Origin of the sequence: Microbacterium sp. nov. GSS16 (assembly GCF_028198145.1) — a bacterium.
Taxonomy (GTDB): Bacteria; Actinomycetota; Actinomycetes; order Actinomycetales; family Microbacteriaceae; genus Microbacterium.
Map to the genome: position 1 here is coordinate 1,007,454 of NZ_CP116338.1, position 22,878 is coordinate 1,030,331.

Annotated in this window: 24 protein-coding genes; 17 read left to right on the forward strand and 7 right to left on the reverse strand. The window is 69.5% G+C overall.

What is annotated here, in order from left to right; translation table 11 throughout:
- Window positions 1-6: 6 nt before the first annotated feature.
- Window positions 7-990, forward strand: coding sequence for a DnaJ C-terminal domain-containing protein (locus tag PGB26_RS04675; protein ID WP_271639180.1), 984 nt, complete (start codon window positions 7-9; stop codon window positions 988-990).
- Window positions 991-992: 2 nt separating this feature from the next.
- The gene (locus tag PGB26_RS04680) at window positions 993-1,448 is read left to right on the forward strand and encodes a heat shock protein transcriptional repressor HspR (protein ID WP_271639181.1); all 456 of its coding nucleotides are present in this window, start codon (window positions 993-995) and stop codon (window positions 1,446-1,448) included.
- Between the two features lie 3 nt (window positions 1,449-1,451).
- Here the strand turns inward: PGB26_RS04680 and mgtE are convergent, their stop codons facing one another.
- On the reverse strand, window positions 1,452-2,807 hold the full coding sequence (gene mgtE, locus PGB26_RS04685; RefSeq protein WP_271639182.1) for a magnesium transporter: 1,356 nt from the start codon (window positions 2,805-2,807) through the stop codon (window positions 1,452-1,454).
- Window positions 2,808-3,105: 298 nt separating this feature from the next.
- On the opposite strand from mgtE, the gene PGB26_RS04690 reads away from it, so the two are divergent.
- Window positions 3,106-3,582 (forward strand): hypothetical protein, encoded by a 477-nt coding sequence (locus tag PGB26_RS04690; RefSeq protein WP_271639183.1) that lies wholly within the window; start codon window positions 3,106-3,108, stop codon window positions 3,580-3,582.
- A 62-nt stretch (window positions 3,583-3,644) separates the two neighbouring features.
- Here the strand turns inward: PGB26_RS04690 and PGB26_RS04695 are convergent, their stop codons facing one another.
- Entirely contained in the window at window positions 3,645-4,550 is a 906-nt protein-coding gene (locus tag PGB26_RS04695; protein WP_271639184.1) for a LysR family transcriptional regulator, read from the reverse strand.
- 77 nt (window positions 4,551-4,627) lie between these two features.
- Here PGB26_RS04695 and PGB26_RS04700 point away from each other — a divergent pair, with 77 nt between their 5' ends.
- Window positions 4,628-5,701, forward strand: coding sequence for a YeiH family protein (locus PGB26_RS04700; protein ID WP_271639185.1), 1,074 nt, complete (start codon window positions 4,628-4,630; stop codon window positions 5,699-5,701).
- Here the strand turns inward: PGB26_RS04700 and PGB26_RS04705 are convergent.
- Complete coding sequence (locus tag PGB26_RS04705) at window positions 5,692-6,276, reverse strand: TetR/AcrR family transcriptional regulator (RefSeq protein WP_271639186.1); 585 nt, start codon at window positions 6,274-6,276, stop codon at window positions 5,692-5,694. The genes PGB26_RS04700 and PGB26_RS04705 overlap by 10 nt on opposite strands.
- Window positions 6,277-6,350: 74 nt before the next feature.
- On the opposite strand from PGB26_RS04705, the gene PGB26_RS04710 reads away from it, so the two are divergent.
- Window positions 6,351-6,923, forward strand: a complete 573-nt coding sequence (locus PGB26_RS04710) for a dihydrofolate reductase family protein (protein WP_271639187.1) — start codon at window positions 6,351-6,353, stop codon at window positions 6,921-6,923.
- 55 nt (window positions 6,924-6,978) lie between these two features.
- On the opposite strand, the gene PGB26_RS04715 is transcribed toward PGB26_RS04710, so the two are convergent.
- Window positions 6,979-7,563: a hypothetical protein gene (locus PGB26_RS04715; protein ID WP_271639188.1), complete on the reverse strand. Its 585-nt coding sequence runs from the start codon at window positions 7,561-7,563 to the stop codon at window positions 6,979-6,981.
- 94 nt (window positions 7,564-7,657) lie between these two features.
- Here PGB26_RS04715 and PGB26_RS04720 point away from each other — a divergent pair, with 94 nt between their 5' ends.
- The gene (locus PGB26_RS04720; RefSeq protein ID WP_271639189.1) at window positions 7,658-8,836 is read left to right on the forward strand and encodes a glycosyltransferase; all 1,179 of its coding nucleotides are present in this window, start codon (window positions 7,658-7,660) and stop codon (window positions 8,834-8,836) included.
- Between the two features lie 48 nt (window positions 8,837-8,884).
- On the opposite strand, the gene allB is transcribed toward PGB26_RS04720, so the two are convergent.
- The gene (gene allB, locus PGB26_RS04725; protein WP_271639190.1) at window positions 8,885-10,282 is read right to left on the reverse strand and encodes an allantoinase AllB; all 1,398 of its coding nucleotides are present in this window, start codon (window positions 10,280-10,282) and stop codon (window positions 8,885-8,887) included.
- A gap of 204 nt (window positions 10,283-10,486) precedes the next feature.
- On the opposite strand from allB, the gene PGB26_RS04730 reads away from it, so the two are divergent.
- The 5 genes from PGB26_RS04730 to pucL all read left to right on the forward strand — a co-directional run bounded on the left by PGB26_RS04730 (window position 10,487) and on the right by pucL (window position 13,815).
- Window positions 10,487-11,344 carry an HpcH/HpaI aldolase/citrate lyase family protein gene (locus PGB26_RS04730; RefSeq protein WP_271639191.1) on the forward strand — a complete coding sequence of 286 codons (858 nt, stop codon included), beginning with the start codon at window positions 10,487-10,489 and terminating at the stop codon, window positions 11,342-11,344.
- A 79-nt stretch (window positions 11,345-11,423) separates the two neighbouring features.
- Window positions 11,424-11,891, forward strand: coding sequence for a thioredoxin-dependent thiol peroxidase (gene bcp / locus PGB26_RS04735; protein WP_271639192.1), 468 nt, complete (start codon window positions 11,424-11,426; stop codon window positions 11,889-11,891).
- A 179-nt stretch (window positions 11,892-12,070) separates the two neighbouring features.
- Window positions 12,071-12,559, forward strand: coding sequence for a 2-oxo-4-hydroxy-4-carboxy-5-ureidoimidazoline decarboxylase (gene uraD, locus PGB26_RS04740; protein ID WP_271639193.1), 489 nt, complete (start codon window positions 12,071-12,073; stop codon window positions 12,557-12,559).
- An 11-nt stretch (window positions 12,560-12,570) separates the two neighbouring features.
- Entirely contained in the window at window positions 12,571-12,912 is a 342-nt protein-coding gene (gene uraH, locus PGB26_RS04745; protein WP_271639194.1) for a hydroxyisourate hydrolase, read from the forward strand.
- 9 nt (window positions 12,913-12,921) lie between these two features.
- Complete coding sequence (pucL, locus tag PGB26_RS04750) at window positions 12,922-13,815, forward strand: factor-independent urate hydroxylase (protein ID WP_271639195.1); 894 nt, start codon at window positions 12,922-12,924, stop codon at window positions 13,813-13,815.
- Window positions 13,816-13,990: 175 nt separating this feature from the next.
- Here the strand turns inward: pucL and PGB26_RS04755 are convergent, their stop codons facing one another.
- A complete protein-coding gene (locus PGB26_RS04755) occupies window positions 13,991-14,740 on the reverse strand; it encodes an SDR family oxidoreductase (protein ID WP_271639196.1) in 750 nt (249 codons plus the stop codon).
- Between the two features lie 13 nt (window positions 14,741-14,753).
- The gene (locus tag PGB26_RS04760; RefSeq protein ID WP_271639197.1) at window positions 14,754-15,521 is read right to left on the reverse strand and encodes an IclR family transcriptional regulator; all 768 of its coding nucleotides are present in this window, start codon (window positions 15,519-15,521) and stop codon (window positions 14,754-14,756) included.
- Window positions 15,522-15,716: 195 nt separating this feature from the next.
- Here PGB26_RS04760 and PGB26_RS04765 point away from each other — a divergent pair, with 195 nt between their 5' ends.
- The 6 genes from PGB26_RS04765 (at window position 15,717) to gcl (ending at window position 22,873) form a co-directional block, all read left to right on the forward strand.
- Window positions 15,717-17,114: an NAD-dependent malic enzyme gene (locus PGB26_RS04765; RefSeq protein WP_271639198.1), complete on the forward strand. Its 1,398-nt coding sequence runs from the start codon at window positions 15,717-15,719 to the stop codon at window positions 17,112-17,114.
- Between the two features lie 5 nt (window positions 17,115-17,119).
- Window positions 17,120-18,385 (forward strand): DUF6986 family protein, encoded by a 1,266-nt coding sequence (locus tag PGB26_RS04770; RefSeq protein WP_271639199.1) that lies wholly within the window; start codon window positions 17,120-17,122, stop codon window positions 18,383-18,385.
- On the forward strand, window positions 18,382-19,194 hold the full coding sequence (locus PGB26_RS04775; protein ID WP_271639598.1) for a bifunctional allantoicase/(S)-ureidoglycine aminohydrolase: 813 nt from the start codon (window positions 18,382-18,384) through the stop codon (window positions 19,192-19,194). The genes PGB26_RS04770 and PGB26_RS04775 overlap by 4 nt, the downstream gene beginning before the upstream one ends.
- Window positions 19,195-19,376: 182 nt before the next feature.
- Complete coding sequence (locus tag PGB26_RS04780) at window positions 19,377-20,162, forward strand: hydroxypyruvate isomerase family protein (RefSeq protein WP_271639200.1); 786 nt, start codon at window positions 19,377-19,379, stop codon at window positions 20,160-20,162.
- A gap of 25 nt (window positions 20,163-20,187) precedes the next feature.
- Complete coding sequence (locus PGB26_RS04785) at window positions 20,188-21,066, forward strand: 2-hydroxy-3-oxopropionate reductase (RefSeq protein WP_271639201.1); 879 nt, start codon at window positions 20,188-20,190, stop codon at window positions 21,064-21,066.
- 19 nt (window positions 21,067-21,085) lie between these two features.
- Window positions 21,086-22,873 (forward strand): glyoxylate carboligase, encoded by a 1,788-nt coding sequence (gene gcl, locus PGB26_RS04790; RefSeq protein ID WP_271639202.1) that lies wholly within the window; start codon window positions 21,086-21,088, stop codon window positions 22,871-22,873.
- Window positions 22,874-22,878 lie beyond the last annotated feature (5 nt).

Genomic DNA, 22,878 nt, shown 5'->3' on the forward strand with positions numbered 1-22,878 from the left:
TGATCGATGGCTAGCCAGGACTGGTTCGACAAGGACTTCTATAAGACGCTGGGCGTCTCGAAGGACGTCTCGGACGCCGATCTGAAGAAGACATATCGCAAGCTCGCCCGCAAGTACCACCCCGACTCCAACCAGGGCGATGCGGCGGCCGAGGCGAAGTTCAAGGAGATCAGCGAGGCGTACAGCGTGCTCAGCGATGCCGAGCAGCGTCGCGAGTACGACGAGATCCGCGCCATGGGCTCGGGCGCGCGGTTCACGGCGCCCGGTGCCGGCGGGGCAGGCGGCTTCGAAGACGTCTTCAGCCGGTTCGGGCAGGGCGGTCGCGCGAGCCAGGCCGACTTCGACGACATCTTCTCGATGTTCTCGCAGGGCGGCGGCTCGTTCAGCTCCGGTCGATTCGGCCAGCCGACAGGCGGGTACCGCGGCTTCGGCGGCCCGCAGAAGGGCGCCGACCTCACGGCCACGACCACGCTCGACTTCGCCACGGCGGTGCAGGGAGACACGATCACCCTGCAGGCCGGCGACGGCAAGCCGTTCAAGGTGAAGGTGCCCGCGGGCGTGAAGGACGGGCAGAAGATACGTCTGCGCGGCCGCGGGCGCCCGTCGCCCGACGGCGGCGAGCCCGGTGACATCGTCGTGCAGGTGAAGGTGCGCCCGCACCCGGTGTTCACCCGCGACGGACTGAACCTGCGCCTCACGGTGCCGGTGACGTTCACCGAGGCGACACTCGGCGCGACCATCGAGGTGCCCACGCTCGGCGGCGAGATCGTCAAGCTGCGTGTGGCGCCCGGCACGCCGTCCGGGCGCGTGCTCCGGGTCAAGGGTCGCGGCGTGACGACGGCGAAGGGCACAGGCGACCTGCTCGCCGAACTGCAGATCGCCGTGCCCTCGCACCTCGACGAGGCCGCCAGGGAGGCGCTCGAGCGCTTCCGCGAGCTCGGCCCCAAGGAGAACCCGCGCGCCGAGATGATGGCCAAGGCGAAGGCCTGAGCATGGACGCCGATTCGCCCGTCTTCGCGATCGCGGTCGCCGCGGAGCTGGCCGGGATGCACCCCCAGACCCTGCGGCAGTACGACCGCATCGGCCTGGTGGTGCCCGGCCGCACCCGCGGCGGCTCGCGGCGCTACTCGATGCGCGACATCGAGCAGCTCCGCGAGGTCGCCCAGCTCTCGAGCGAGGGGATGAGTCTGCCGGCCATCGCCCGTCTGCTCGACCTGGAGGACGAGGTGCGGATGCTGCGTCGCCGCGTCAGCGAGCTCGAGGGTGCGCTGCGCGCCGAGCGCGAGAACCGTCCCGGTGTGCGCGTGTTCGCCGCCGGAGCGACGGGGCAGGTCGTCACCCTGCCGTCGGGGCGGCGCATCCGCCGCTCGACGGAGGTCGTGCTCTGGCATCCGCGCCACGCCGCCGCCGACGCGGACCGGGCCGCAACCGGCGACACCGCCCAGTAGCGCTCAGATGCCGAGCACGGCCCTCGCGATCAGGAAGTAGATGATCAGGCCCGTCGCGTCGACGAACGTCGTGATGAACGGGTTCGAGAATACCGCCGGGTCGACCTTCATGGCTCGAGCAGCGAGCGGCATGATGCCGCCGATCGATGCGGCCACCGTGCAGACGGCCACGAGCGTCAGGCCGACGACCAGCCCGACGTGCCACTCGTAGACGAGCCCGGCGATCGCGAATCCGAGCGTGCCGAGCAGCAGCCCCAGGCACAGCCCCACCCTGACCTCCCGCAAGAGCACCTTGCGCAGGTCTCGCGGGACGATCTCGCCCAGCGCCAGCGAGCGGGTCACGGTCGTCGCGGCCTGATTGCCGGTGTTGCCCCCGGTGCCGATCAGCAGCGGCACGAACAGCGCCAGCACGGTCATCTGCGCGAGGGTCGCCTCGAACGCGTCGAGCACCTGCACGGTCAGGGTCGCGCCGACGGCGAGCACGAGCAGCCACACCACGCGTGAGCGCACCAGGCGACGGATCGGTGTCGACAGGTACGAGCGGCGCAGCGGCTCGACACCGCCCTGGCGTGCGGCATCCTCGCTCTCCTCCTGCTTCAGGATGCGGGCGGCATCATCGATCGTGAGGATGCCGACGAGCCGCTGCTCGCCGTCCACCACCGGCAGCGCCAGCAGACCGTAGTCGGTGGTGCGCCGCGCGGCGACCTCGGCGTCTTCGGTGACCTCGGCGACGTGCGGGTCGCTCATGACGTCCGCGATCAGGGCCTCCTCGTCGGCCGACATCAGATCGCGCAGGCTCACGATCCCCACCACCCGGCGCGCGTCGGTCACCGGCAGCGTGTAGACGGTCTCTGCGCTGTCGAGCGCGGCGCGGATGCGCGCGAACGTGTCGCGCACCGTGAGACGGGGATGCGTGGTGACGAACTCCGGGCTCATGCGCCTGCCGACCGAGTGCTGCGGATAGCCGAGCATGCCCGCGGTCAGGTCGCGCTCCTGCCGGGTGAGCCCGCGCAGCAGCTGCGGGGCGACCGAGGCCGGCAGCTCGTCGAGCAGCCAGACCCGATCATCCGGATCCATCTCGGCGAACAGCGAGGTCACCTCTGCGCGGCGCAGCGCGCCGACCAGGTCGCCCCTGGTGCCGGGGGAGAGCGCTTCGAACACGTCGAGTGCCCGTGCCTTCGCGAGCAGCCGGTAGACGATCGCGGCGTCCTCGATGCCGAGCCGGTCGACGAGCTCGACCACCTCGGGAACGGACAGCGGGGTCAGCCTGGCTGATGCGCCGGCGAGATCCTGCTCGGAGATGAGACGGCGGATGTCGTCGGCGGCCTCGGAGACGGACTGGAGCTGGAAAGGAGTCATGGCGAGCCTTGATCAGGCACCGCGCGGGAGCGTTGCGGGGAACGCCGGGGCGTGCGTCGCAGCAGACGCCGCCGCTCAGCCGAGCGATGCGGAAGCGGAGGGGATGACGTGTCTGCGACTATGACTGTCACTCGACATGGTGAACCACCTCGCTTCCTGGTGCTCGGTCAGAGACGTACCCACCGATCGTACCGGGATGCGCTGCGTCGCCCTCCCAGCGCGGGTCGTGTGCAATAGGGTTCTCATAGTCGGGGGGCTGCGCAAGGCGGGCCTTCGGCCTGTCACCGGAGGAGAATCCATGCGCACCGCACCCAAGTCCGCCCTGTTCATCACCGCTCTCGCCCTCGCTGTCGGCCTCTCCGGCTGCTCGGGCGCTCCGGCGGCCGACAGCGGCGACGGCAAGAAGGCCGATGAGAAGCCGGCGGCCAGCAGCCAGAGCGTCGCCGACGCCTGCCAGCTGTTCGTCGACGAGGGCACCGAGATCAGCAACAAGGCACAGGAGCTCTCGGCTACGGCATCCACCGACCCGGCGGCTGCCGCCGACGCGCTCGCCGATGTGCAGAAGGAGTTCGAGGCGCTCGGCGAGAAGATCACGAACGAGGAGGTCTCGCCCGTCTACAACGAGTTCGTGTCGGCGTACGGCGAGTTCTCGACCATCATCGGCGAGGTCTCGGCCGACCCCTCGCAGGCCAGCGACGCCATGACCAAGGTCAACGACACCGTCAAGAAGGTCTCCGACGCGAGCACCGAGCTCGGCAAGATCTGCAACGGCTGATCCGACCCGCGCGAATCACCGCCGAACGGCCCGTCTCCCGCACCGGGGGCGGGCCGTTCTCGTCAGCTCGTCGCGACCTCGACCAGTTCCCTGGCGAGGCCGTGCAGATCGCGGGGGCCACCCTGCCACAGGGCCGTGATCGGCCGGCGCAGCGGCACCGGCGCCAGATCGAGTGCGTGCAGGCGACCGAGCGCGGTGTCGTCGGCGACGGCGAGTTCGCTGAGCACGGCCGGAGCGATGCCGGCGATCGCCGCCGAGCGCACCGCCGCTTCGGTCGACAGCACCGATGCCGGCGGCTCGGCGGTGTAGCCGGCCGCGCTCAGCACCTGGTCGAGGGCGGCACGGGTGCCGCTGCCCTGCTCACGGACGATGAGGGGCGTGGCGGCGACCTCGGCGAAGTCGACGCTGTTGCGGCCGGCCCACGAATGCTGCAGGCCCACCGCGACGACCATGGAATCCCAGTGCACGACGCGCGAGCCGAGGCCCGTCGGGATGCGCGGGCTCTCGATGAAGCCGAGTGCGCACTCGCCCTCCTGCACCTTGCGGATCACCTCGTCGCTGTTGGCGGTGTCGAACACGACCGATGACGGACGCTGGCCGCGGGCGATCTGGCGACCGTGCAGAGCGGCGACCCAGCCGGGAAGCAGGTGCGCGGCCACGGTCTGGCTGACCGCGACCACCAGATCGGTCGCGCTGTGCTGGCGCAGCGAGCCGACCGCCGCGTTGAACCGGTCCATCGAGGCCAGCGCCTCCCGCGCCCACACGACGACGAGGTCGCCCTGCGGGCTGAGCACGGTGCCGCGAGGCGAGCGCTGCAGCAGCTCGACGTCCATCTCGCGTTCGAAGGCGCGCAGCCGTGCCGAGAGCGCCTGCTGGGTGAGGCCGAGCGAGCGGGCGGCGCGCGAGATGCTGCCGTCGGACGCCACCTGCACCAGCGCGCGCAGCGGCCGGACGTCGACGATCTCCATGGTTACAACTCCTCGTTGTAACCCTACAAGAATGCGCGCTCTACTCTGCGCCCTGCCGCCCGTCGAAGACTGGATGCATGGAACGAACCGCTCGTGCATCTGTGTCGCAGCCGCCCACCGCCGAGAGCCGGCGCCGGGGCCCGGGGGCGGCGCTGGGCGCTGTGGGCGGCGTGCTGCCGGGGCTGCTGCTGTGCGTCGTGATCGCGGCGATCGCGACCTTCGTCGGTCGCGCCGTCCCCGTGCTCGGAGCGGTGATCCCGGCCGTGCTGATCGGCGTGCTGATCGCTCTCGTGCGACGGCCCTCGGGCCGCGTCGTGCGGGGCGTGCGGTTCGCGAGCTCGTTCGTGCTGCAGTGCGCCGTCGTGCTGCTCGGTGCCGGCCTCTCGATCGACTCGGTGCTCCGGGTGGGGGCCCGCTCGCTGCCGGTCATGCTGCTCTCGCTGGCTGTCTGCCTGCTCGCGGCCTGGCTGCTCGGGCGCGCGCTGCGCATCGACGCCGGGCTGGTCACGCTCATCGGCGTCGGCACCGGCATCTGCGGGGCCTCGGCCATCGCCGCCGTCTCGCCGGTCATCCGCGCGAAGAGCTCGCAGGTGGCCTACGCCGTCTCGACGATCTTCCTGTTCAATATCATCGCGATCGGCGCGTTCCCGCTGATCGGGCACCTGCTCGGGATGTCGCCGCAGGCATTCGGCCTGTTCGCCGGCACCGCCGTGAACGACACCAGCTCGGTCGTGGCCGCCGCCAGCGTCTACGGCGCCGCCGCGCTGAAGTTCGCCGTCGTGGTCAAGCTCGTGCGCACGCTGATGATCGTGCCGGTCAGCGTCGGACTGGCCGTCATCGACGCTCGACGCCGCCAGGGGCGCAGCGGCTTCTCCCTCGCCCGCGTGCTGCGCCTGGTGCCGTGGTTCCTGGTCGGATTCGTGGCGCTCGCCCTCGTCAACTCGACCGGCGTCGTCCCGCCCGTCGTCGCGGATGCGCTGGGCCAGGTCAGCGGCTTCCTCGTGGCGACCGCCCTGGCCGGCATCGGTCTGTCGACCGATCCGGCGACGATCCGCACCGCCGGCTGGCGTCCGCTCGCACTCGGCGGGATGCTGTCGGTGCTCGTCGCCGCGACCACCGTCACCACGATGGCGTTCGCCGGCTACCTGTGACGCCCGGGGTCGTCGATCAGGCCCGCGACGAGCGCGTCGACGATCTCGTCGGTGCCGGTCTCCGGGTCGAGCGGCGAGGTGAGCCGGTCGAAGACCAGGCCTTCGATCGCGTAATGGAACAGTGCGATCTCGCGACGCCCACCTGGTAGCCCTGCGGCCTCGTTGAACGCCACGTCCGCGTCGAACGCGGCACGCTGCCAGTCGCGGATCGCGGGCATCAGCTCCGGCCGGCGGGCCACCTCGAGTCGCAGCTCGAACAGCGCCAGCGTGACGTCGCGGTGGGTGGTGAGACGCCGAACGATGTCCCTCACGTAATCGGCGAAGAGCTCGCGCGTCGGCGGCGCGGACTCCCGTGTGGCGAGATCGTCGGCGGAGGGCGCGAGACGGATGCCGATCCGCTCGACGAGTCCGGCGATGAGCAGCTCCCGGCTGCGGAAGTAGTTCGACGTGGTTCCGAGCGGCACCCCCGCCTCAGCGTCGATCGCGCGGTGGGTGAGCCCGCGCGAGCCCTCCCTGGCGAGCACGGTGATACCGGCGTCCGCAAGCGCGCTACGCCGCGCATCGTTCTTCGCCATGGGATGACCCTAGCGCAACCACTGCAGCTGTTGTAGTCTGGTCAACCACTGCAGTTGTCGTGATTGGAGCACTGATGCGAGAACTCACCTACTTCGTCGCCGTCTCGATCGACGGCTTCATCGCCGGGCCGGGTGGAGAGCACGACCGGTTCCTCGCGGAGGGCGACCATATGGCCTTCATCGCGGAGAGGTATCGCGGCACCGTGCCGACCGCCTTCGCCGATCACGTGGGGGTGCCGAGCGACGGCGGCCCCTTCGACACGGTGCTGATGGGCTGGAACACCTACGCGGTCGGCCTGCCCCACGTGCCGAATCCCTACTCGCACCTGCGGCAGATCGTCTTCACGCGCGCGCACGATGCGCCGGAGGGGGCGGAGACCGTCCAGTTCACCGACCGCGATCCGGTGGAGGTCGTCCGCGAGCTGAAGGGCGAGCCGGGCGCCGGCATCTGGCTGTGCGGAGGCGGGGCACTCGCCGGGCGACTGGCCGGCGAGATCGACCGCCTCGTGCTGAAGGCGAGTCCCGTGCTGCTCGGCGACGGCATCCGGCTGCTCGGCGATCACCCCTACGCACCGCGCGCGATGGTCCCGCGTGCGGTCACCCGGTTCGACTCGGGCGTCGTGATCTCGGAGTACGCACCCGCCTGACCTGCGCTCGTCAGCCGGGTCTCGGTTCCGCGCCGCTCAGGTGGGCCGCAGCAGCTCAGGCCGGAGGCAGTCGCAGCACGTCGCCCTCGCCGCCGGGGATGTCATCGGCGATCCGGATGCTGCGGGCGAGGTCGTCGAGGGCGGCCTCGAGGGTCCCGAACCGCTCCCGATCGCTGCACACCGCGGTCAGGGTGATCAGGTGCGTGCCGGTGTCCCACGTGTAGGTCGCCGACGCGGGGGACGCCGGATCGGGCGGCACGGGCATCATGAGCTTCTCGCCCTGGCCGAGCGCGGAGCGGAAGTCCTCGGTGTCGTCGTACTCCATGGGCATCATGGCGCGGGCGGTGCGCAGCTGCGGGGTGAGCGCCTGCACGGTCGCCATCGCCACCACGAGCTCCGGCTCGGCCTTCCATGTCCAGGCCAGCACCCGTCCGTCGGCCCTGCGCATCGCGAACGGGATGGCCTGACTCGCCAGCCAGCTGCCGAATCGGGCGCCGGGCAGTGTCTCGCGCCCGAGTCCCGTGCCCGCCTGCGCCATCAGCATCCGGATGGCGGCCTTCCGATGCCGACGGCCGCTGAAGCCCAGAGAGCCGGTGACGGGGATCCACAGAGCACGGTCGGCAGACGAGATCAGACGCATGAGCCCACGGTACGCGGCCCGCCTCCCGAGATGGCACAGTGCCCTCGGGTAGAGTGACGGGCGCCCAGAGCTAGAGATAGGCAGCAGACTTCCCGTGACCTCCGGACGCCCCCTGAAGATCCTCATCGGCTGCGACACGTTCGCCCCCGACATCAACGGAGCCGCACGCTTCGCCGAGCGCCTCGCCGCCGGCCTCGTGCAGCGCGGCCACGACGTGCACGTCGTCGCGCCCAACACCGCGTACCGGCGCTCGCCCGCGCACACCGAGGTGATCGAGGGCGAGCCGATGACGATGCACCGGCTGCCCGCGCTGCGCTGGCTGCCCCACGACTGGGTGCGCTTCGTCTGGCCGTGGCGGTCGAAGCACTGGGCGCGTAAGGTGCTCGACGAGGTGCGTCCCGACATCGTGCACATCCAGTCGCACATCATCATCGGGCGCGGACTGACCCGCATCGCCCATCAGCGTGGCATCCCCGTCATCGCGACCAATCACGTGATGGCCGAGAACATCCTCGACCACACCGCGATGCCGAAGTTCATCGACGACATCGTGCTGCGCCTGGCCTGGGCCGACGCCAAGCGCACCTTCGACATGACCCGCGCGGTGACCACGCCCACCCGCAAGGCCGCCGACTTCCTCGAGCGCACGATCGACATGCCGGGCGTCGTGCCGATCAGCTGCGGCATCGACCGACGCAACTACGATCCGGTGATCGCCCCGCGCGAGCGCAACCGCATCCTCTTCGTGGGGCGGCTCACGGGCGAGAAGCAGGTCGACGTCGTGCTGCGCGCGGTGGCGGCGCTCGACTCGGCGCTCGACGTGCACTTCGACATCGCCGGCGGCGGCGACCAGCGCAAGGCCCTCGAGGCGCTCACCGCGCAGCTGGGCATCGAGGATCGGGTCACGTTCCACGGCCGGGTGACCGACGCGCAGCTGCGCGAGCTGTACTCGCGCTCGTCGGTGTTCGCGATCGCCTCGATCGCCGAGCTGCAGTCGATCGTGACGATGGAGGCCATGGCATCCGCCCTGCCGATCGTCGGCGCCGACGCCGTCGCTCTGCCGCATCTCGTGCACGACGGCGAGAACGGCTACCTGTTCGAGCCCGGGAACGTCGACGATCTCGCCGACAAGCTGACCCGGGTGCTGACCGCGTCGCCCGCCGAGTACGAGCGGATGCAGCGCGCCTCGCTCGACGGCGTGGCCGTGCACGACATCAACCGCACGCTAGACACCTTCGAGGCGCTCTACCGCGAGGAGCCGCTGCCCTCCTGAGGCTGCCCTGCTGGCGTCGGCGCGGTCATCCGCGCTGCGAGGCTCGTCTCATGCGTTGGTCATGCCGCGGCGCAGCAGTCGTCCGCGCGGGTTCTCGAAGTCGATGATCTCGCCGTGCAGCCAGGTGCGGCGCACGACGCCGGCGAGAGCCTTGCCCTGGTATGGCGTGATGGGGTTCTTGTGGTGCAGCTTCTTCGCGTCGACCACGTAGGCGTCATCGGCGGCGAAGATCGAGAAGTCGGCGTCGTAGCCCGGCGCGATGCGTCCCTTGCCGGTGAGGCCGGCGAACTGGGCCGGCCGCTCGCTCATCCATGCCACGACCTGCTCGAGCGAGAGCCCGCGCTGACGCGCCTCGGTCCAGATGAGCGAGAGCCCCAGCTGCAGCGAGGCCACGCCGCCCCAGGCGACGCCGAAGTCGCCGTTCTCGAGATCCTTCAGGTCGAGGGTCGAGGGGGAGTGGTCCGACACGATGAAGTCGATCGTGCCGTCCTCCAGGCCCTGCCAGAGCAGCTCGCGGTTGCCCGCCTCTCGGATCGGCGGGCAGCACTTGAACGCCGTCGCGCCGAGGGGGATCTCCTCGCTGACCAGAGTCAGGTAGTGCGGGCAGGTCTCGACGGTGATCTTGAGGCCGTCGTGCTTCGCGGTGCGCAGCATCGCCAGAGCATCCGACGACGACAGATGCAGGATGTGCGCCCGAGCATTCGTCCAGCGGGCACGCTCGATGACCTCGGCGATGGCGAGGTTCTCGGCGCCGCGGGGGCGGGATGCGAGGAACTTCGAGTAGTCGTCCCCGTCGGGCTGCGGGGCGCGGTCGATGGCCCTGGAGTCCTCGGCGTGCACGATCATCACGGAGTCGAACGTGGCGAGCTCGCGCATGTCCTTCTCGAGCTCGTCCGGGTCGAGCGGCGGGAACTCGTCGACACCCGAGTGCAGCAGGAAGCTCTTGAAGCCGAACACGCCTGCGTCGTGCAGGGGGCGCAGGTCGGCGGTGTTGCCGGGGACCGCACCGCCCCAGAACCCGACATCGACGTGAGTCTGCCCCCGCGCGACCTCGCGCTTGATCTCGAGCGCTTCGACGCTGACGGTGGGAGGGATGCTGTTCAGCGGCATGTCGACGATCGTCGTCACGCCGCCGGCTGCGGCGGCGCGAGTGGCAGAGGCGAAGCCCTCCCACTCGGTGCGGCCCGGTTCGTTGACGTGCACGTGGGTGTCGACCAGGCCGGGGATGAGCGTCTCGTCCTCGGCGAGCTCGACGACCTCGGCGCCGTCGAGATCGTTGCCGAGCGGCTGCATCGCGACGATGACGCCGCCGCGCACGCCGACCTCTCGGGGGCGGATGCCTGAGCTGGTGAGGACGCGCTGACCACGGATCACGAGGTCGTAGTGCTCGCCCGTGGGGTCGAGCGAGGTCCGTGCTGTCTCCTGGTGCTCGGCGTCCTGTGACATCCCGACCGCCCTTTCTGATACTTTCATGATGCGAGAACAACTTTTCGCACTAAGGGATCTCACCATGCGGACGAAACGCTGTCAACACGGTGCGAGTGTAGTCCCGGCATAGGCTGAGCGATCGGTGGGTCTGCTGGCGGACGGAAGTGCTCCACAGTAGACTTTTCACATCGCAGAAACCGGATTTCATTGATCGGAACTCAGATGAACGCTCCCCTCCCGTCCGCCGCGCGACGTGAGATCGCTCCCGAACTCGCCCGCTCCTGGCTGCTCGTCGCGGCCACCCGCCCCGAGACCTTCGACGACGCGGCGGCCTCGCACGCCGATGCGGTGGTGCTCGACATCGAGGACGCCGTCGATGCCAGCAGGAAGGAGTCGGCTCGCGCCGACGTCGTGCGCTGGCTGAGTGAGGGCGGACGCGCGTGGGTGCGCATCAACGACGCCGGCAGCGACTACTGGGCGGACGACATCGAAGAGCTCCGCCGCGCACCCGGTCTGCAGGGCGTGATGCTCGCGAAGACAGAGCTCGGCGGCCAGGCCATGGACACCTTCAATCGCCTGGGCGCCAGGGTTCCCATCGTCGCCCTCGTCGAATCGGCCGTCGGCATCGAGAACGCGAGCGAGATCGCCCGCGCCAAGGGTGTCTTCCGTCTGGCCTTCGGCAGTGGCGACTTCCGTCGCGACACCGGGATGTCGGCCGACCGGGAGGCGATGGCGTACCCGCGCGCCCGCCTTGTGATCTCGAGCCGCGTCGGCGGGCTCCCCGGCCCGATCGACGGGCCGACCGTCGGATCGAGCCACCCCATCCTGCGCGAGCAGTCGGCCACCACCGTGGCGATGGGCATGACGGGCAAGCTCTGCTTGCAGGCCGAGCAGACCCCCGTCGTGAACGAGGTCATCAGCCCCACGCGCACCGACGTCGAATGGGCCTCCGAGTTCCTCGCCGACTTCGACGCCCGCGGTCGCATCGTCCGCGACGGCAGCGACCTGCCCCGTCTGGGGCGTGCACGCAAGATCATGCACCTCGCCGAAGCCTTCGACGTGCTGCCCGTCGCCCGCTGACGACGCTGCCGGACGACAGCGCCGCAGCGGGGCATCCATCCCGCAGCAGACATCCATCCCGCAACCGAACGGAGCCACCATGACCGACAAGCTCACCGCCGGCGTCACCGCGCCCGACTTCACCCTCGAGGATGCGGAGGGCCGCACCGTCGCGCTCGCCGACTACCGCGGCCGCAACGTCGTCGTCTACTTCTACCCGAAGGCGGCGACGCCCGGCTGCACCACTGAGGCGTGCGATTTCCGCGACAGCCTCTCGGCGCTGGATGCCGCGGGCTACGCGGTCATCGGCATCTCGCCCGACTCCGTCGACGAGATCCGCGCGTTCGCACAGGCCGAGGGCCTGAACTTCCCGCTGCTCGCCGACAGGGACGCCGCCGTGGCCCGCGCCTGGGGCGTGTGGGGCGAGAAGAGCGTGGGTGATCGGACCTTCGACGGCGTCATCCGCTCGACGTTCGTGCTCGATGGCGACGGCGTCGTGCAGCGCGCGGAGTACGGTGTGGATGCAGACGGTCACGTGGCGCGTCTGCGCGCCGAACTGGGCGCCTGACTCCACGATGCGAAAAGGCGCCGCCGGGAGGTTGACAAACCCTCCCGGCGGCGCGCACACTACTTACACATGCTGAAATAACAGTTCCGGCATACGGAAGTAACCTTCTCGTGAAGACTCCGTCAGGGGTTTCCGTATAGCCTTCACGCCGGATGCCAGCATCTGCTTGAGGATCGAAGATGTTACTCGAGAACTTCAACTCGGCTCCCCGTGAAGAAGCCGTCGCCGTCGTGAAGCCGGCTCTGGACATCGCCCGCTGGATCGACGCGATCGTCGACGGCCGACCGTACCAGAGCTTCGACCAGATCGTCGCAGCGGCCGCCACGGTCGCTGCCCCGCTCACCGAGGCCGAGATCGACGGCGCACTCGCGCATCACCCGCGCATCGGCGAGAAGCCGCAAGGCGACACGGCCGAGGCCGCGCACTCGCGCCGCGAGCAGCCGGGCGTCGATGCCGACGCCGCCGCTGCGCTGGCCGCGGGCAACAAGGCCTACGAGGAGAAGTTCGACCGCGTGTACCTCGTACGCGCTGCCGGACGCTCCGCCGAGGAGATCCTCGCCCTGCTGCAGAAGCGGCTGGGCAACACCCCCGAACAGGAACTCGCCGTCGTCGACCAGCAGCTGCGCGAGATCGCAGCGCTGCGTCTGACCGGAGCCCTCGAGAGCTGAAGGAGCGCGCCATGAGCGTTTCCCACGTGACCACCCACATCCTGGACACCTCGATCGGACGCCCCGCGCCCGACGTCGCCGTCGCACTCGAAGCCCGACAGGGCGACGAGTGGGTCGTGATCGGTTCAGGATCCACAGATGCTGACGGGCGGGTGAAAGAACTGGGCCCTTCGCTGTTGGAGAGCGGTGCATACCGCCTCCGGTTCGACACGGCGGCCTACTTCGCCGGCATCGACACGGACACCTTCTTCCCGGAGGTGGTGTTGACCTTCCAGGTCGACGCAGAGCAGGCGCACTATCACGTGCCGCTTCTGCTCAGCCCGTTCGCCTATTCCACTTACCGAGGAAGCTGAGTTGAGATCATGACCAACATCATTCTGGGCAAGAACCAGTACGGCAAGGCAGAGGTCCGCGTCGTGCGCGTCACCCGCGACTCCGACCGCCACGAGATCGAGGATCTCAATGTCACCTCGCAGCTGCGCGGCGACTTCGACAGCGCTCACTTCGAGGGCAACAACGAGCACGTCGTGCCGACCGACACGCAGAAGAACACGGTGTACGCCTTCGCCAAGGACGGCGTCGGCAGCCCCGAGGAGTTTCTGCTGCGCCTCGGCCGTCACTTCACCGGCGAGTTCGACTGGGTCACCGGCGGACGCTGGGAGGCCGAGCAGTACACCTGGCAGCGCATCCAGGGCGACGCCGGCGAGCACGACCATTCGTTCGTGCGCGGCGGCACCGAGACCCGCACCTCGGTGGTGCAGATCGACGGCGACGACACGGTCGTCATCACCGGTCTGCAGGACCTCAAGGTGCTGAAGTCGACGCAGAGCGGATTCGTCGGGTACCCGAAAGACAAGTACACGACGCTCCCCGAGACCGAGGACCGCATCCTGGCCACCTCCGTCACCGCCAAGTGGCGCTACAACCGCAACGACATCGACTTCAACGATGTCTTCGCGGACGTCCGCCGCCTGCTGCTGGCCGGCTTCTCGCGCAACTACTCGTACGCCCTGCAGCACACGCTGAAGGAGATGGCCGAGGCTGTTCTCGAGGCGCACCCCGAGATCGACGAGATCCGCTTCTCGACCCCGAACAGCCACCACTTCGTGGTGGACCTGTCGCCGTTCGGTCTCGAGAACCCCAACGAGGTGTTCTACGCGGCCGACCGCCCCTACGGCCTGATCGAGGCGTCGTTCCTCCGCGAGGGCGCCGACACCGACCACTGGTCGTGGGACGGCATCGCCGGCTTCTGCTGATCCGGCGGGAGCCGGCACGGCACACACTCCGGGGGTTCGTCGGTCACACCGACCAGCGCACTGAGTTCAGCGCACTGAGATCGACCCACCTGCACAGAGGTCCGCGCTCCCGCGAGAGGGGCGCGGACCTTCGTGCGTGATCACCGCGTCGTCGGGATCGACACCGGGACAGTGGTCAGCCGCGACCGCCGAACGGCATCCCGGCCGCGGTGACGGTGAGCGAGGAGATGTTCGCCTCCGGCGGCAGCTGCGCCATGAACAGCACGGCGCGCGCCGCATCCGCCACGTCGAACGTCGGCTCGACCAGGCGCGAGCCATCGGCCTGCAGGGCTCCGGAGCCCACCCCGATGTCGGACATGATGCGGGTCGCGGCGTTGCCGATGTCGATCTGACCGCAGCTGATGCCGTGCGCTCGGCCGTCGAGATCGATCGATCGCGTCAAGCCGGTGATCGCATGCTTGCTCACGGCGTACGCGACCGAGAGCGGCCGGGGCACCTGGGCCGCGATCGAGCCGTTGTTGATGATGCGACCGCCGGACGGTCGCTGGGCGATCATCGCGCGCATCGCCCCTCCGGCGCAGAGCAGCGCGCCGGTGACGTTCACATCGATCGTGCGCTGCCATTCGACCGGGTCGACGTGGGCGGCGGATGCCACGGGCCCGAAGATCCCGGCGTTGTTGAACAGCACGTCCACGCGGCCCCACTCGGCCACCACGCGGTCGAACAGCGCGTCGACCTCGGCCGGCACGGTGATGTCGGTCGGCACGACGAGGGCGTCCGGATGCCCGTCTGCAGTCTGCTGCAGGGCATCCGCCCGCCGGCCGGCGAGCGCCACCCGGAAGCCCGCCTCGAGCATCGCCGCGGCGACGGCACGGCCGATCCCGGATCCGGCCCCGGTCACCACGGCGACGCGTTCGCTCGTCATCCCTCGCCCGCCGTCAGGACGCCAGCTCGGCGCTGATCGCCTCGGCCGCCGCCCGCAGCATGGGCACGGCGCGCTCGCCGAAGGCCTCGTCAACGCGCGAGATCGGTCCCGAGACCGAGACCGCGGTGGGCGTCGGTGCGTCCGGCACCGCCATCGAGAAGCAGCGCACCCCGATCTCCTGCTCCTGATCGTCGATCGCGTACCCGCGCTCTCGAATGCGGTCGAGCTCGGCGATGAGCGAGTCGACGTCGCCGATGCTGTGCTCAGTGGGAGTGGGCATCCCGGCTCGAGTGACGATGGAGCGCACGGTGTCATTCGGCAGCTGGGCGAGGATCGCCTTGCCGACGCCGGTGTCGTGGGTGTGCGCACGCCTGCCCACCTCGGTGAACATGCGCATCGAGTGCAGCGACGGCACCTGGGCGACGTAGACGACCATGTTGCCGTCGAGCACCGCCATGTTGGCGCTCTCGCCAAGCTGGTCGACGAGGGTCTTCAGCTGCGGGCGCGCAAGGGCTCCGAACTGGCGCGAGGCGCCCTCGCCGATGCGGATCAGCCGCGGCCCCAGCGCGTAGCGCCGGTTCGGCAGCTGGCGCGCATAGCCGAGCGACACCAGGGTGCGCAGCAGCCGGTGGATGGTCGGCAGCGGCAGGTCGGTCGACGACGCGAGCTCGCTGAGGGTGACGTCGCCGCCGGCGTCGGTGACCAGCTCGAGCAGCTCGAACACCCGCTCGACGGACTGCACTCCGGATCCGCTGCCGCGCGGGGTCTTGCTTTCGGCCATCAAGTCCTCCTAGGTACCGACATGATTCCATCATGCGAGAAGAGCGAGCGAAAATCCTGCGCGACCCATCATCGTTGATTGCACCGAACTTTCGTAAGATAGACAATAGTCTCCACGATGCGAAAGCACGAGGTAGTCCACCAGCAAATGTGAGTCGGCGCTGCGGCGTACGGCGCACCTCAGGGAAGAGGAATCATGGCCAATCCGGGTCCCGGCAACTCGATCACACTGCGCATCGACGCCCCCTCCAACTTCAGCGTCACCAGCGAGCTCGCGGCTGCCGCGGCATCCGCCGGCGCTGCGATCACCGCACTCGACGTCGTCGAGTCGCACCCGACCTCGATCGTCGTCGATCTCACCTGCAACACGATCGACGACGACCACGCCACCCGCATCCGCGACGCCGTCGAGGCGCTCGACGGCGTGCACGTGCGCCAGGTGAGCGACCGCACCTTCCTCATGCACCTCGGCGGCAAGCTCGAGGTCGTGCCCAGCGTCCCGCTGCGCAATCGCGACGACCTCTCACGCGCCTACACCCCCGGTGTCGCGCGCGTGTGCATGGCCATCGCAGAAGACAAGAGCAAGGCGCGCAACCTCACGGTCAAGCGCAACACCGTCGCCGTCGTCACCGACGGCACCGCCGTGCTCGGTCTCGGCGACATCGGACCCGAGGCCGCCCTGCCCGTCATGGAGGGCAAGGCCGCGCTGTTCAAGCAGTTCGCCAACGTCGACGCGTGGCCCGTCTGTCTAGACACCAAGGACACCGAGGAGATCATCAAGATCGTCAAGGCGATCGCGCCCGTCTACGGCGGCGTGAACCTCGAGGACATCGCGGCTCCCCGCTGCTTCGAGATCGAGGCCCGCCTGCGTGAAGAGCTCGACATCCCCGTCTTCCACGACGACCAGCACGGCACTGCGATCGTCACCCTCGCCGCCCTCGTGAACGCGCTGAAGGTCGTCGGCAAGAAGATCGAGGACGTGCGCATCGTGCTCTCGGGCGTGGGTGCCGCGGGCAACGCGATCGCGCAGCTGCTGCTCGAGCAGGGTGCGAAGGACATCGTGGCGTGCGGTCGCAACGGCGCCATCAACCGCGACGAGGACTACGCCGACGCACACCGCGTCGAGCTCGCGGCCAACACGAACCCGCGCAACTTCACGGGCACCCTCAAGGAGGCCATGGTCGGCGCAGACGTGTTCATCGGCGTCAGCGCCCCGAACGTGCTCGACGAGAACGACATCGCGGCGATGGACGACGGTGCGATCGTCTTCGCGATGGCCAACCCGACGCCCGAGGTCGACCCGGTCGTGGCCTCCAAGCACGCCGCCGTCGTGGCCACCGGCCGCAGCGACTTCCCCAACCAGATCAACAACGTGCTGGCCTTCCCCGGCTTCTTCCGCGGTCTTCTCGACGCGGGCGTGTCCGACATCACCCCACCTATGCTGGTCGCAGCCGCCGAGGCGATCGCCGCGCGCGTCGACGACGAGGAGCGCAACGCGAGCTTCATCATCCCCAGCGTCTTCGACCCCGAGGTCGCCGGTGCCGTGGCCGAGGCGATCGTCCGGGTCGTCAAGTCCGGCGCAGAGAAGGAGTGACCAGCGTGTCAGCCACCACATCCCTGCGCGAAGACGACTTCGCAGACATCGACGCGCGCCTGGCGCAGGCCGACGCCCTTCTCGCGGGCTCGTACCCCGGCGATGACGGCAGCCGTCAGCCCGTGCACACCCTGTACGTGCCGGCCGACCGATTCGATCGCGACCTGCCGGCACGCTTCGGCGCGGCCGCGATCGCGGCAGTCGAGGCGGCGGGAGGCACGGCCGCGCTCGCCGAGTCGGTCGGGCTGGGGCACCTCGCCGGCGAGCTCGCTCCGCTGGTGGATGCCAAGCTGCGCCGCGAGCCCATCGAAGACCTCCGCCTCGATTTCGAGGACGGCTACGGCGCGCGTGACGACGACGAGGAGGACGCCGACGCGATCCTCGCCGCCGAACGCGTCGCCGAGGCCCTCGCCGCGGGCACGGCGACGCCGTTCATCGGCATCCGGTTCAAGTGCTTCGAGGCGCCGACCAGGCGTCGCGGCATCCGTACCCTCGACCGCTTCGTCACCACCCTCGCCGCCGCAGGCGCGCTGCCGGACGGGCTCGTCCTCACCTTGCCCAAGGTCACAACCGTGGCACAGGTCGAGGCCATGGTCGCGCTATGCGAGCGCTTCGAGGAGCGCCTGGGCCTGGCATCGGGGCGCCTGCGCTTCGAGGTGCAGATGGAGACGCCGCAGCTGATCGTCGCCGCCGACGGCACGATCCCCGTCGCGACGCTGCTGCACCGCGCCGAGGGGCGTGTCTCGGCTCTGCACTACGGCACATACGACTACAGCGCGTCGCTGCAGATCGCCGCGGCGTACCAGTCGATGGAGCACCCAGCCGCCGACTACGCCAAGCAGGTCATGCAGGTGGCTGTGGCCGAGACCGGCGTGCGGCTCTCCGACGGGTCGACCAACGTCATCCCGGTCGGCGAGCAGGCGACGGATGCCTGGAAGCTGCACGCCCGCCTGGTGCGGCGCTCGCTCGAGCGCGGCTACTACCAGGGCTGGGACCTGCACGCCAACCAGCTGCCCACTCGGTACCTGGCGACCTACGCGTTCTACCGCGAGGGCTTCGAGGCCGCCGCCCGGCGCCTCGACAACTACCTGCACGGCAGCGACGCGACGATCATGGACGAGCCCGCCACCGCGCGAGCCCTCGCCCGTTTCGTCGTGCGCGGCCTGGAGTGCGGTGCGCTCACCGAAGACGAGGTGCGCTCGTCGACCGGCGCCTCGCCCGCCGAGCTGACGCGGCTCGCACATCCCAAACTCGCCACCAAGGAGGCCTGATGTCCTATTACACCCCGACCGGAGGGCTGCCGCCGCAGACCGACCTGCTCACCGACCGCGCGATCGTCAAGCTCGCCTACACGGTGATCCCGAAGGGCGTGCTGCGCGACATCGTCACCAGCAGCCTGCCGGGCTTCAGCAACACGCGCGCCTGGATCATCGCCAAGCCCACCCCGAGCTCGGCCGAGACCTTCTCGCAGCTGATCGTCGAGATCTCGCCCGGCGGCGAGGCGGCCAAGCCCGAGCCCGAGACCGGCGTCGAGGGCGTCGTCTTCGTCACCACCGGGAAGCTCACGCTGACCCTCGAGGGCGAGACGCACGTGCTCGAAGAGGGCGGCTACGCCTTCCTCGCCCCCGGGGCGGACTGGTCGCTGAAGAACGAGGGCGACGAGGTCACCAGCTTCCACTGGATCCGCAAGGCGTACGAGTGGCTCGAGGGCGTCGACGCACCCGCCTCCTTCGTCACCCGTGACCAGGACGTCGAGCCGACCCCGATGGTCGGCACCGACGCGTGGCTGACCACGCGCTTCGCCGACTCGAGCGACATGGCGCACGACATGCAGGTGAACATCGTCACCTTCAAGCCGGGCGGCTCGATCCCGTTCGCCGAGACGCACGTCATGGAGCACGGCCTCTTCGTGCTCGAGGGTAAGGCGGTCTACCACCTCAACGGCGACTGGGTCGAGGTCGAGGCCGGCGACTACATGCTGCTTCGCGCGTTCTGCCCGCAGGCCTGCTACGCCGGCGGCCCCGGCGACTTCCGCTACCTGCTCTACAAGGACATGAACCGTCAGATCAAGCTCACCTGAGCCGGTCCCGCGCATCGCGCACCGGGCGAACGCACCCATCGGGCATCCGGTGGGTGCGTTCGGCTTTCCAGCCGGTTCCGGATGCTGGAATACCGGCGCCTCTCCGTTGACACACCTCTGGCTCGTCCCTAGCCTTTCATTAGTAGAAACTTTTATTCCGTATCACGAAACCAAGGACGATCATGAGCTACACCGTCAACGCGTCGATCCTGCTGACCGACCTTCCCGTCAACGAGCGTTCCGCCGCAGTCAAGGCCGCCGGCTTCGACGCCGTCGAGTTCTGGTGGCCCTTCTCGTCGGCCGTGCCCGAGCAGCAGGAGGTCGACGCGTTCGTCGCCGCCATCGATGAGGCAGGCGTCCAGCTCACGGGTCTGAATTTCTTCGCCGGCGACATGCCCGCCGGCGACCGCGGCCTCGTCTCGTGGGCCGGTCGCGAGGGCGAGTTCCGTGACAACGTCGAGGTCGTCGTCGGCATCGGCGAGCGCACGGGCACCAAGGCGTTCAACGCCCTCTACGGTCTGCGCCAGGATGGCGTCGACGAGAAGGCCCAGGACGACCTGGCGGTCGAGAACCTCGCGATCGCGGGCAAGGCGGTAGCCCGCATCGGCGGCATCGTGCTGCTCGAGCCCGTCTCGGGTGCCGACGCCTACCCGCTCAAGACCGCTGCAGACGCGCTCGCCGTCATCGCCCGCGTCAAGGACGAGCACGGCGTCGACAACGTCCGCCTGCTCGCCGACTTCTACCACCTCGCCGTCAACGGCGACGACGTCGCAGCCGTCATCGCCGACCACGCCGGCGAGTTCGGGCACATCCAGATCGCCGACGCCCCCGGGCGCGGCGAGCCCGGCACCGGCGAGCTGCCGCTGACCGCGTGGATCGACGCCGCTCGCGCCGGCGGCTACGACGGCGTGATCGGGCTCGAGTACAAGGCCACCCAGAGCGACCCGTTCGCCTGGACCAAGAACTGACCCACTTCCGCGAAGGAGCGACGACATGACCAGCATCACCATCATCGGCCTCGGCATCATGGGCCTGCCCATGGCGAAGAACCTCGTCAAGGCCGGCTACACCGTCACCGGCGTCAACCGCAGTCCCGAAGCTGTGCAGAAGCTCGTCGATGCCGGCGGCAAGGGCGCAGCCAGCGTCGCCGAGGGCGTCAAGGACGCCGACGTGATCATCACGATGGTCCCCGACTCCCCGGATGTCGCCGGCGTCGTGCAGGGCCCCGAGGGCGTCTTCGCCAACGCGAAGAAGGGCGCCCTCTGGATCGACAACTCCTCGATCCGTCCCGACGTCGCGAAGGAGCTCGCCGAGGAGGCCATCGCCGCTGGCCTCGGCGCCGTCGACGCGCCCGTGTCCGGTGGCGAACAGGGCGCCATCGACGGCGTCCTGTCGATCATGACCGGCGGCTCTCCCGAGGACTTCGCGAAGGCCGAGCCCATCCTGCAGGCGATCGGCAAGACGATCGTGCACGTGGGGCCCGCCGGTGCGGGGCAGACGGTGAAGGCCGCCAACCAGCTCATCGTCGCCGTGAACATCCAGGCGCTCAGTGAGGCGATCGTCTTCCTCGAGGCGTACGGCGTCGACACGGACGCCGCGCTCAAGGTGCTCGGCGGCGGTCTCGCCGGCTCCAAGGTCCTCGACCAGAAGGGGCAGAAGATGCTCGACCGCGACTTCGCCCCCGGCTTCCGCCTGGCCCTGCACAACAAGGACCTGGGCATCGTCACCGCCGCAGCCCGCGGCGCCGGCGTCGCCGTGCCGCTCGGCTCGGCCGTCGCCCAGCTCGTCACCTCGCTCGTCGCCCGCGGCGACGGCGGCCTCGACCACTCCGGCCTCTTCACGCTCACCGCCGAGCTCTCCGGCCGCGAATAAGAATCAAGGACAGAACATCATGACCCGCATGCGCGCAGTGGACGCCATCGTCCAGATCCTCATCAAGGAGAGCGCCGACGAGGCGTTCGGCCTGCCCGGAGCCGCCATCAATCCCCTGTACTCCGCGATGCGCGCCGGTGGCGGCATCCGGCACACTCTCGCCCGCCACGTCGAGGGCGCCTCGCACATGGCCGACGGCTACAGCCGCACCGGCGACGGCCGCATCGGAGTCTGCCTCGGCACCTCCGGCCCCGCAGGCACCGACATGATCACCGGGCTGTACGCGGCGATCGCCGACAGCATCCCTATGCTGTGCATCACCGGCCAGGCGCCGGTCGCCAAGCTCGACAAGGAGGACTTCCAGGCCGTCGACATCGCATCCATCGCGAAGCCCGTGACCAAGTTCGCCAAGACCGTGCTCGAGGGCGCGCAGGTTCCCGGCGTGTTCCAGAGCGCCTTCCAGATCATGCGCTCGGGCCGTCCCGGCCCCGTGCTGATCGACCTGCCGTTCGATGTGCAGATGACCGAGATCGAGTTCGACATCGACACGTACGAGCCGCTGCCGGTCGCGAAGCCCGTCGCCACCCGCGCGCAGGCCGAGAAGGTGCTCGACATGCTCACCGCGTCGACGCACCCCGTGATCGTCGCCGGCGGCGGCATCGTCAACTCCGGCGCCTCCGACAAGCTCGTCGAGCTGGCCGAGACCCTCGGCGTGCCGGTCGTGCCCACCCTGATGGGCTGGGGCGCCATCGCCGACGATCACCCGCTGGCAGCCGGCCTGGTCGGTATCCAGACCTCGCAGCGGTACGGCAACGCGAGCTTCCTCGAGAGCGACTTCGTGCTCGGCATCGGCAACCGCTGGGCCAACCGCCACACCGGCGGGCTCGACACGTACCGCAAGGGCCGCACGTTCGTGCACGTCGACATCGAGCCGAGCCAGATCGGCCGCGTGTTCGCGCCCGACTACGGGGTGGTCTCCGACGCCGGCGCGTTCATGGACGTGCTGCTCGAAGCCGCGCGAGACCGCGTCGCCGAGCTGCCCGACTACAACGGCTGGGCCGAGGAGTGCCGCGACCGCAAGGCGCGTCTGCAGCGCAAGACCAACTTCGACAACGTGCCGATGAAGCCGCACCGCGTGTATCAGGAGATGCTCACGGCGTTCGACCGCCACACCACCTTCGTCACCACGATCGGTCTGTCGCAGATCGCCGGCGCGCAGCTGCTGCACGTCTACGGCCCCCGCAAGTGGATCAACGCCGGCCAGGCCGGACCTCTGGGCTGGACGGGTCCCGCCGCCCTCGGCGTCGTGCGCGGCAAGCCGGGGGAGCAGGTCGTCGCGCTCTCGGGCGACTACGACTTCCAGTTCATGATCGAAGAGCTCGCGGTGGGCGCGCAGCACAAGCTGCCGTACATCCACGTCGTGGTCAACAACAGCTACCTCGGCTTGATCCGTCAGTCCCAGCGCGGCTTCGAGATGGACTACGAGGTCTCGCTGGCGTTCGACAACGTCAACACGCCGTACGACCCCGACAGCGTCGCCACCGGATACGGCGTCGACCACGTCAAGGTCGCCGAGGGGCTCGGCTGCAAGGCGATCCGCGTCGAGCGCCCGGAAGAGCTCGCCGCCGGCTTCGCCGAGGCCGCCCGCCTGCGCGACGAGTTCCAGGTTCCCGTCGTCGTCGAGGTCATCCTCGAGCGCGTCACGAACATCGCGATGGGTGCCGACCTCGACACCATGAACGAATTCGAAGACCTCGCGGCGTCGCCGGCCGACGCACCCGAGGCGATCTACGCCCTGCTCGACTGATCGAT

Coding starts and splice junctions, on each gene's coding strand:
- PGB26_RS04780 (WP_271639200.1), top strand. CDS start 19,377: ATGAGCTACACCGTCAACGCGTCGATCCTGCTGACCGACCTTCCCGTC.
- allB (WP_271639190.1), bottom strand. CDS start 10,282: ATGTCACAGGACGCCGAGCACCAGGAGACAGCACGGACCTCGCTCGAC.
- mgtE (WP_271639182.1), bottom strand. CDS start 2,807: ATGACTCCTTTCCAGCTCCAGTCCGTCTCCGAGGCCGCCGACGACATC.
- PGB26_RS04680 (WP_271639181.1), top strand. CDS start 993: ATGGACGCCGATTCGCCCGTCTTCGCGATCGCGGTCGCCGCGGAGCTG.
- PGB26_RS04760 (WP_271639197.1), bottom strand. CDS start 15,521: ATGGCCGAAAGCAAGACCCCGCGCGGCAGCGGATCCGGAGTGCAGTCC.
- PGB26_RS04675 (WP_271639180.1), top strand. CDS start 7: ATGGCTAGCCAGGACTGGTTCGACAAGGACTTCTATAAGACGCTGGGC.
- PGB26_RS04785 (WP_271639201.1), top strand. CDS start 20,188: ATGACCAGCATCACCATCATCGGCCTCGGCATCATGGGCCTGCCCATG.
- bcp (WP_271639192.1), top strand. CDS start 11,424: ATGACCGACAAGCTCACCGCCGGCGTCACCGCGCCCGACTTCACCCTC.
- PGB26_RS04705 (WP_271639186.1), bottom strand. CDS start 6,276: ATGGCGAAGAACGATGCGCGGCGTAGCGCGCTTGCGGACGCCGGTATC.
- PGB26_RS04695 (WP_271639184.1), bottom strand. CDS start 4,550: ATGGAGATCGTCGACGTCCGGCCGCTGCGCGCGCTGGTGCAGGTGGCG.
- PGB26_RS04765 (WP_271639198.1), top strand. CDS start 15,717: ATGGCCAATCCGGGTCCCGGCAACTCGATCACACTGCGCATCGACGCC.
- PGB26_RS04700 (WP_271639185.1), top strand. CDS start 4,628: ATGGAACGAACCGCTCGTGCATCTGTGTCGCAGCCGCCCACCGCCGAG.
- gcl (WP_271639202.1), top strand. CDS start 21,086: ATGACCCGCATGCGCGCAGTGGACGCCATCGTCCAGATCCTCATCAAG.
- PGB26_RS04715 (WP_271639188.1), bottom strand. CDS start 7,563: ATGCGTCTGATCTCGTCTGCCGACCGTGCTCTGTGGATCCCCGTCACC.
- pucL (WP_271639195.1), top strand. CDS start 12,922: ATGACCAACATCATTCTGGGCAAGAACCAGTACGGCAAGGCAGAGGTC.
- uraH (WP_271639194.1), top strand. CDS start 12,571: ATGAGCGTTTCCCACGTGACCACCCACATCCTGGACACCTCGATCGGA.
- PGB26_RS04690 (WP_271639183.1), top strand. CDS start 3,106: ATGCGCACCGCACCCAAGTCCGCCCTGTTCATCACCGCTCTCGCCCTC.
- PGB26_RS04755 (WP_271639196.1), bottom strand. CDS start 14,740: ATGACGAGCGAACGCGTCGCCGTGGTGACCGGGGCCGGATCCGGGATC.
- PGB26_RS04730 (WP_271639191.1), top strand. CDS start 10,487: ATGAACGCTCCCCTCCCGTCCGCCGCGCGACGTGAGATCGCTCCCGAA.
- PGB26_RS04710 (WP_271639187.1), top strand. CDS start 6,351: ATGCGAGAACTCACCTACTTCGTCGCCGTCTCGATCGACGGCTTCATC.
- uraD (WP_271639193.1), top strand. CDS start 12,071: ATGTTACTCGAGAACTTCAACTCGGCTCCCCGTGAAGAAGCCGTCGCC.